General features: G+C 59.4%; 8 protein-coding genes. 4 read left to right on the top strand and 4 right to left on the bottom strand.

All coding sequences use genetic code 11. From position 1 onward, the window contains the following. Positions 1-461: 461 nt before the first annotated feature. On the top strand, positions 462-2,057 hold the full coding sequence (pckA, locus tag R6U20_RS03740) for a phosphoenolpyruvate carboxykinase (ATP) (protein WP_410336530.1): 1,596 nt from the start codon (positions 462-464) through the stop codon (positions 2,055-2,057). A gap of 95 nt (positions 2,058-2,152) precedes the next feature. Here pckA and R6U20_RS03735 read toward each other — a convergent pair whose 3' ends face one another. Continuing rightward, a complete protein-coding gene (locus R6U20_RS03735; protein ID WP_410336529.1) occupies positions 2,153-2,980 on the bottom strand; it encodes a metallophosphoesterase family protein in 828 nt (275 codons plus the stop codon). A 183-nt stretch (positions 2,981-3,163) separates the two neighbouring features. Here R6U20_RS03735 and R6U20_RS03730 point away from each other — a divergent pair, with 183 nt between their 5' ends. From R6U20_RS03730 to R6U20_RS03720, 3 genes are all read left to right on the top strand, one after another. After that, the gene (locus R6U20_RS03730; protein WP_410336528.1) at positions 3,164-3,502 is read left to right on the top strand and encodes a tRNA-binding protein; all 339 of its coding nucleotides are present in this window, start codon (positions 3,164-3,166) and stop codon (positions 3,500-3,502) included. A gap of 441 nt (positions 3,503-3,943) precedes the next feature. Then, the gene (locus R6U20_RS03725; RefSeq protein WP_410336527.1) at positions 3,944-5,029 is read left to right on the top strand and encodes a PAS domain-containing protein; all 1,086 of its coding nucleotides are present in this window, start codon (positions 3,944-3,946) and stop codon (positions 5,027-5,029) included. 65 nt (positions 5,030-5,094) lie between these two features. Beyond that, complete coding sequence (locus R6U20_RS03720) at positions 5,095-5,532, top strand: hypothetical protein (protein ID WP_410336526.1); 438 nt, start codon at positions 5,095-5,097, stop codon at positions 5,530-5,532. Positions 5,533-5,568: 36 nt separating this feature from the next. Here R6U20_RS03720 and R6U20_RS03715 read toward each other — a convergent pair whose 3' ends face one another. The 3 genes from R6U20_RS03715 to R6U20_RS03705 form a co-directional block, all read right to left on the bottom strand. Further along, on the bottom strand, positions 5,569-6,081 hold the full coding sequence (locus R6U20_RS03715; RefSeq protein ID WP_410336525.1) for a GAF domain-containing protein: 513 nt from the start codon (positions 6,079-6,081) through the stop codon (positions 5,569-5,571). Between the two features lie 75 nt (positions 6,082-6,156). Next, complete coding sequence (locus R6U20_RS03710; protein WP_410336524.1) at positions 6,157-6,510, bottom strand: 2Fe-2S iron-sulfur cluster-binding protein; 354 nt, start codon at positions 6,508-6,510, stop codon at positions 6,157-6,159. Between the two features lie 283 nt (positions 6,511-6,793). Beyond that, positions 6,794-7,510 carry a helix-turn-helix domain-containing protein gene (locus tag R6U20_RS03705; RefSeq protein ID WP_410336523.1) on the bottom strand — a complete coding sequence of 239 codons (717 nt, stop codon included), beginning with the start codon at positions 7,508-7,510 and terminating at the stop codon, positions 6,794-6,796. Between the last annotated feature and the right edge of the window lie 430 nt (positions 7,511-7,940).

Raw genomic sequence — 7,940 nt, 5'->3', positions numbered from 1 at the left:
CAGCAGTCAGACTCTCAACGACCTGCTGAGTGTAGACCCCACGACTTCTCAGGATTGCATGGGTGGAGAGTCGCCCCTGTGTAGTGAAGAACCATAAATTGCTTGTGAGGGAGCGGATCGCTACGCATCCACCCGTACACCGAGCCACACACAAACGAGGAAAAGGCCACGAAAAGGCGATACGCTGCTGTGCAAAAGAAGACCTGGGTTGGGCAGTCCTCAACGATTCAGCGTAACGGGGGATTCGCGGGCCCGTAGCCGGCCAAGCTTGTTGAATCCGCGATACCGCACATATAATGTTCACAGCAAATGCAGCACACGTTAGTTTATATTCACATTTGCTTAACCGCAGCTGTCGCAAAAGAGGGCTGGAAGCGCTTTCTTAGAGGTGTATTGCACGATGCGGGTTATATTTCGACCCGTTTCCGTCGTTCTCAACATCAAGCCACTCTGCTGCTGTCATGACTGTACCCGACCACGTGACCTCGCATCTTCGCGCACTGGGGCTGACCGACCCCGGCCCGATTCACTACAATCTGAAGCCGCCTGTACTCTATGAGATGGCGCTGGCTCAAGACGAAGGGCAGCTCGCAGCGCAGGGTCCGCTCTGTACGCGTACCGATCCGTACACCGGGCGGAGTCCCCGCGATCGCTTTCTGGTGCGCGACGCCTCCAACATCGACACGATCAACTGGGGCGAGGTCAACCGCCCGACCGATACGGAGACCTTCGATCATCTGCAAGAGCGCCTGGCCGACTACGCCACGGGCAAGCCGCTGTTTGTGCAGGACCTGTACGCCGGTGCGGATCCCGCGTACACCATGCCGGTGCGTATTATCACCGAGAAGGCCTGGCACAGCCTCTTTGCCTACAACATGTTTGTGCGGCGTCCGGAGGTAGATCGTGCCGACTTTGAGCCGGGGTTTACTGTACTTGACCTGTGCACGTTTAAGGCCGATCCGGAGCGCGACAACACCAACTCGGAGGCCGCTATTTTTGTAAGCCTGGAGAAGGAACTCGTGCTCATTGGCGGCACGCATTACGCAGGCGAGATCAAGAAGTCCATCTTCTCGGTGCTGAACCATCGCCTGCCCGGCGAAAACGTGCTGCCCATGCACTGCTCCGCCAACGAAGATCCCGACGGCAGCACCGCCGTGTTCTTCGGCCTGTCAGGAACGGGCAAAACGACCCTCTCGGCCGATGCCAGCCGCACCCTCATTGGCGACGATGAGCATGGGTGGAGCGAGAACGGGGTCTTTAACTTCGAGGGCGGCTGCTATGCCAAGATGATCGACCTGACGCCCGAGCAGGAGCCGGAGATCTACAGCACCACCGAGCGCTTCGGGACCATCCTCGAGAACGTGATGCTGGAGGACGAGACGCGCACGCCCGACTTTACCGATGACACCATCACCCGCAACACGCGCGGGTCGTACCCGATCGACTACATCCCGAACGCGTCGGAGACAGGGCAGGGCGGGCATCCCGACCACGTCATCTTCCTGACGTACGACGCATTCGGCGTGCTGCCCCCCGTGTCGAACCTCACGCCCGAGCAGACCATGTTTCACTTTCTGTCGGGCTACACCGCCAAGGTGGCCGGAACCGAGCGGGGCGTCAGCGCCCCCAAAGCCACGTTTAGCACCTGCTTTGGCGAGCCGTTTATGGTGCGGCATCCTGCCGAGTATGCCGAGCTGCTGGGCGACAAGATCCGCACGCACGGCGCGCAGTGTTGGCTCATCAACACGGGGCTGACCGGCGGTCCGTACGGCACGGGCGAGCGCATCCATCTGCCCTACACCCGCGCGATGGTCGATGCCATCCTCAACGACCAACTCAACGACGTATCCACCACGCCCGACCCGGTGTTTGGCATGCACGTGCCCGAGCATGTGCCGAATGTGCCCGATACTATCTTGCAGCCGCGTACCACGTGGCAGGACACCGACGCCTTCGACCAGCAAGCCGCTGAACTGGCTCGCATGTTCGCCGAGAACTTCGCCAAGTACGCCGACCACGTATCTGCAGGAATCGAAGCCGCTGCCCCGACAGCCTAACAGCCTAATAGATCCAGACATCGGCACAGTACAGGTGGATACAGGGGCGTCTGCACCGTGCAGGCGCCCTTGCTGTATGTAGACGCTCTCTGCTCCTACGAAAGCGACGTGACGCGGTCGAACGAAGTAGTGCGTACTTCGGCAAAAGCCGTCGCATCCGGCTGGTAGCGCCGCTCCTCCACCGAAAACGAGTCTGGGCGAATGTGAACAAGATTATAGAAATTGACGCCCCGGTTCGATTGGCGTCCGCGACTGCTTGTGGCGGTGCCTGCGCTGGCGACGACCATACGATGGTGGTTGGCACCGCGATCGGAGACAATATCGACGGGTTCGATGTGCGAGATGTGCAGGTGTCCACAAAGCATCAGGTCAACGCGGGCCTGGGCGGCGGCGGTCAGGGCTTCGTCGGCATTGCCCATGATGTCGTGGCGGCCCAGCTGTTGCATCCGTGTGAGGTGATGGTGCATCACCAGCACCCGAAATTGCGACGCGTGTTCGTCAAAGAAGGTACGCATGGTGCTGAGCGCCTCTGCACTCAAGCGTCCGCTTTTCACGGTGGCGCCGTGCGGCGACGACAGGCCCAGCACAGCCACTTCGGGCTCAACGCGTGTAGGCCGCAACTCACGCTGCACCAACCGCCGATACTTGCGCAGCGGGGCTGTAAGACGCTTCCAGGGCCGCCACCACGGGTACACGTCGTGATTACCCGGAACGACCAGCGTAGGCGCCTCGAATTGGTCCATCATGGCCACCGCGGCCTGAAACTCGCCCGTGCGGGCCCGCTGCGTAAGATCGCCGCTTATCGCCACCAGGTCCACATCGTGCGCGTTGATGTCGTCAACAAGCGCCGGGACCACCTCGGCGTGGGCAATCTTTCCAAAATGGATATCCGAGCAGTGGGCAATGGTGTACACGGTGGACATGAGGCACGCCAAACGCATCCAACAAATCAACGAAACAGGGCGGCTGTGTAAGGCCACCGGCTCTGCACATCAGACGGCTCGTTGGGGCGTGAGGTTCGGGCGGCATGCGACTTGATGCTACTGCTTGCTCCCCGTACATTGCAGTAATGTTTTTCTCCACACGCCCGCAAAACGCACTTTGTCATGGACACGATCACCTGGAACGATTTTGAGCGTGTTGATCTGCGCGTAGGCACGATTGTGGAAGCCGAGGATTTTCCGGAGGCCCGGAATCCGGCCTACATTCTCACGATCGACTTTGGCGAGGAGATCGGTACGCTGCGCTCCAGTGCACAGATTACGGATCTATACTCGATCGATGACCTTCCGGGCATGCAAGTCGTGGCGGTGGTGAACTTCCCCCCGAAGCAGATCGGCCCCATGATGTCGGAGTGTCTGGTCACGGGGTTTCATCGTGACAATGGCGATGTTGTGCTGACCACGCCCGATGCGCCCGTCCCCAATGGCACGCGGCTGGCATAGTCCTAAAGATACTTCCCCCCAACTCCTGGCGCATGTTCAGATGCGCCGTTGTTCGGATCTGGATCACACTGAATGTCCGGTCCTAAGCTAAAATTACGCGTTATACTAAATGTGCAGGCAGCCACTAAAGTGGTAGAAGCGCCTGGTCGGTTGGTTCTCTCTCGGCGTGTGTATCCATAATTTCACATCTGCCCCGCGAAATATTATTGTACTTAATCATACAAAATGGTCCTTTTACGGTCAAAATAAGCCTGTACCCCCACCCAGGCGTGCCGTATCGGTAGTTTGTCTGCAACGAAGATCGTACGTCAACGCGATTGTATCCTGCCCCCAAAGGTACACACTCTTTTCGCGTTGCGTGCCGCTCACAAGCATGTTGAACATTGCGTTCTCATTTTTTGAGGACGCCTATTCTCTCTGCTCCTACGTTCTGTATCCCCTATGCTAACTTTTATTGACATGATGACCACGCGGTGGGAAGAACCGGCCCCATTGGCTTCCCCTGCGCTTTCGGATACGTATCGGAGCGATGTGCTGAACGCGATGGGCGCTGTTGTCATTGAGATGGATGCTGAAGGTCACATCCAGTTTATAAATCAGGCGTGTGCTAAGCTTACAGGTGCAACGCTCAGCGAGATAGCCGGGCAGGACATACAGATGCTCTTTTCGAATCCGGAGGAAATGCAAGCTGTTACGCAAGGGTTCGAGGAACTGCGTTCCGGGCGTTCCAGGCAGGTACATGTGCAAATGCGCTGGAGAGGAGAGAACGCGTCGCCCCGTCTGCTCGAAGGCACGTGTACGGCGCGTTATGATGCGTATGGGCAGGTTGAAGCGCTGGTGCTTGTAGGGGTTGATGTCACAGAGCAACACAGTTTGGAGCGCGACATGGCAATCTTGAACACTACGGAGCGCCGCATCGTGAGCGAGTCTTTGCATGAGCAGTTGGGCATGCAGCTTGCCGCTATGGCCATACAGGTGCAAAACCTAAAGGCGGCGGTGGAGCGTGGCGAGTCCTGCACGGCCGATGACCTGGAGGCCATTGCCGATGCGATTCGTGCCGGTGTAGGGAAGGCACGTGAGCTTTCGCATACCCTCATGCCGGTGTCCTTACAGCAAGATCGCCTGGGGGAAGCCCTGGCCGACTTGGCGCGGGAGCAGGAGGCGCAGTGGAGTGGCACCTGCACGTTTATCGGGGATCCGAATCTGCCTTCGATCCCCAACACGGCTACGGCAATGCATCTGTACCGCATTGCCCACGAGGCGGTTACCAATGCACGTACGCACGCCACGCCAAACGACATTGTAATTCGGTTGCGGGCCGGCCGCGACGCGCTGGTGCTCACCATTCATAACGACGGTCCCAACTGGCATCCCAAGAAGCAGATGAACCAGCCGTCGGGGAAAGGTATTGCTCGCATGCGGTATCGAGCTCATCTCATTGACGCAACGCTCAAAATCGCACACATGCATGGCATCACCATGGTAACATGTCGCCTGCCGCTGCATCGCCTGTCAGACGCTGCGTAGCCCCCAGACCGTCACTGCGCTGCTTAGCCTGCGTTTGCAATGCGCGTTGAACCAATTTCCTACACATGCTTCAACGCCTTTCGGAGTGGAAGTCCCTTTTCCTTGCGCTGACTGCATTGCTACTCGTGGGGCTGTTCGTCTCGCGTGTGATGCAGCCCGATACGCCGCCGCCTGTAGAGGAGCCCACCGTAACGGTGTCTGCCGGGGAAGCGCGAGCCCATGTTGGCGAGAGCGCGGAGGTCTGCGGCGCGGTCACCGAGGTTTCGTATGCATCACGCATCAGGGGAGCCCCCACGTTTGTGAATCTGGGCGAGGCCTACCCGGCACAGGCGTTTACAGCCGTTATCTGGGGCGATGCGCGTCGCCACTGGGGCGATAGGCCCCCTGAACAGCGCTACCGCGACCAGTCGATCTGCGTACGCGGGACGATTGCGCTGCACGAGGGCACCCCACAGATCGAGGTGCAGCATCCGCAACAGATCGACATGCGACCCGCGCGTTGATGGGATACAAGTGCCAGCTGTAGAGAAGCAGGACGGCTATCGCTGCCTGGTGTCGGCGAACTGGCGGCCCAGGGTGTCAGCCAGCCGTTCCAGCATATCGCGGTCCACCTCCGAAAACGCGTCCAGCGTATCCGAGTCTACGTCGAGCACGGCCAGAAGCGTATCATCGGGCGTGAGCACAGGCACGACGACCTCCGACTGCGTGGTTGAGGAGCAGGCGATGTGGTCCTCGGCGTCGTGCACATCGGGCACGAACTGCGTGGTGCGCGTACGGGCTGCCGCGCCACATACGCCGCGATCAAACGGAATGCGCAGGCAGCCGTGCCCGCCCTGATACGGCCCCACAACAAGCAGGTCGTCGGAGACCGCCCGGTAGAAACCGGTCCAGTCGAAGTAGTCGAACGTATGATGCAATTCGCAGGAAACCGTAGCCATGGCGGCGATCCAGTCGGTTTCCCCCTCAAGCAGCGCGTCGATGCGGTCGAGCACATCGGTGTATACCGTAAGGCGCGGGTGATGCTGGGCCGGGGATACAGCAGGTTGGGTCATGAGATACAGAGCGGTTAGACCGAAGAGACAAGTTGGGCAGCAGACGTGAGTGTCCTCTTCTGCGCCCCACTCTATTTACGATGCATCAGACGGCTCGTTCGAGCGGCGTCTGCCCCAGATCCACTTTTCGGTATCCAGATACACGGTGAGTGGCTTCCGCACCCGAATCTGGCACGACAGACGCGGATAGCCAAAGCGTTGGGCGGCGCGGTCATGCCAGTGCGAGGCGGGCACCCCCTCGGCCAAACGCACGCCGCACGTGGCGCAGAGCCCGCGTCCACCACAGTTCACGACCTCGGTAAGCGCCGTGTATGGCGACAGATCATAGTTCAGCAGCGCATCGCGGAGAATGGTGCCCTCCTCCACATTGATCCGATGCCACTGCGTTCCGTCATACACACGAATGGCGTGGGTAGATACAGAAGACATGCTGCGAGAATCTATTAGGAGGGCAAGTGGGCAATGATGCGCAGAGACCACGCTTAGGGTCACGTCACATAGCATCGCCCCCGACTTTTGTTGCACGCCGAACCATCTCCTCGACGCTCATCGGGGCTATAGGCGATTGAATGGCCCTGCCAACCTTGGGGGAGATCTTTATTCACTGCGTTCTCAGTCGCTTCGCTCGTGTCAGGACTCCGCTTCGCTCCGTTCAAGATGACAGCATGCGAACGGGGACCTTACAACCCAAAGATTGACCTGTGACACAGCACTACGCAAAATCATTGGGGAGGATGGTGGAGGGGGCCACCTCATACTGCTTGCGAAAAGTCGTCGAGAAATGCGACAGGCTGCTGAATCCCACAGCGTATGCGACTTCGCTCACGTTACCTTGCCCCGTGCGCAAGAGCATGTGAGCGTGCTTCATGCGCTCGTTTCGAAGGAGCGCCCCCGGCGTATGATCGCTCTCTTTGTCCAGGCGGCGATACAATTGCGAGCGGCTCAGGGCCAACGCATCGGCCAGTTCCGCCACCCCAAACTCGGGGTCGCTCATGTGGGTCTGGATCGCGCGATGCATCGCTTCCATGAATGAGGATGGAGGTGGGCACAACGCCTCCGCAGTCTCATTCGTGGCGGAGTCGTCTGGCGCTGCCGATTCTGATATCTGTTCTGCGGCCTGCTCTTGCTGCACCGCAGGAAGATGCATCTGCTTCTGGATGAGTCCTTCCACCCGGGCGCGCAGCAAGCGGCGGTCGAATGGCTTGGCCAGGTAAGCATCAGCGCCTATGCGCAGTCCGTCTATCGTATCGTGGACGGTGGCTCGCGCTGTCAGGTAGAGCAGAGGGATGCCTGCGGTCATAGGGATATCCATAAGGGCACGGCCCATCGCAAAGCCATCCATCTCCGGCATCATTACGTCGGCGTTGTCATCCACGACCAAAAGCACCGGGTCCGTCGTCTCTGCGCGCTGCCTCTCGTTTTCTTGCACATCCTTGCTCGGGGGGGCTCGTTAGGTTTGGGGCGTACCGGCTGTACGAGCGCGTCGTCACCAAACGAGGGCAGGGCGTCGGGCGCATACCCTGCGGGCGGCTCATGTTGAGCGGGCAGTGTGATGACAAAGGTCGCGCCCCGGTCCAGTTTACTCTGTACGACGTGAGGGACGGGGCTGGTCGAGTTTGGAGCGACTAACATTGTTTCCCTTTCTCAACAGGGCGGCCGCCAAAACCCCACCGCACGGCGCGGGCACAGCATCCCCTCGCCAACGCTACCCTGTCAAGATCGTTTTCCTTTTGTCCTGTCGCGTTCTGAACAGCATAATTGCGACTGTACCGGTTTGTTGAGCCTGTCGAATATCAGCCACGTTATATGCCGGGCGAGATCGTTCACGACGGACCGAAAAACTGGCAGAGCGGCTGGGC

The sequence above is a fragment of the Longimonas sp. genome (assembly GCF_046498435.1).
GTDB lineage: Bacteria > Bacteroidota > Rhodothermia > Rhodothermales > Salinibacteraceae > Longimonas.
Note: the sequence above shows the minus strand (reverse complement) of the source record. Positions and strands in the feature narration are given on the sequence as shown.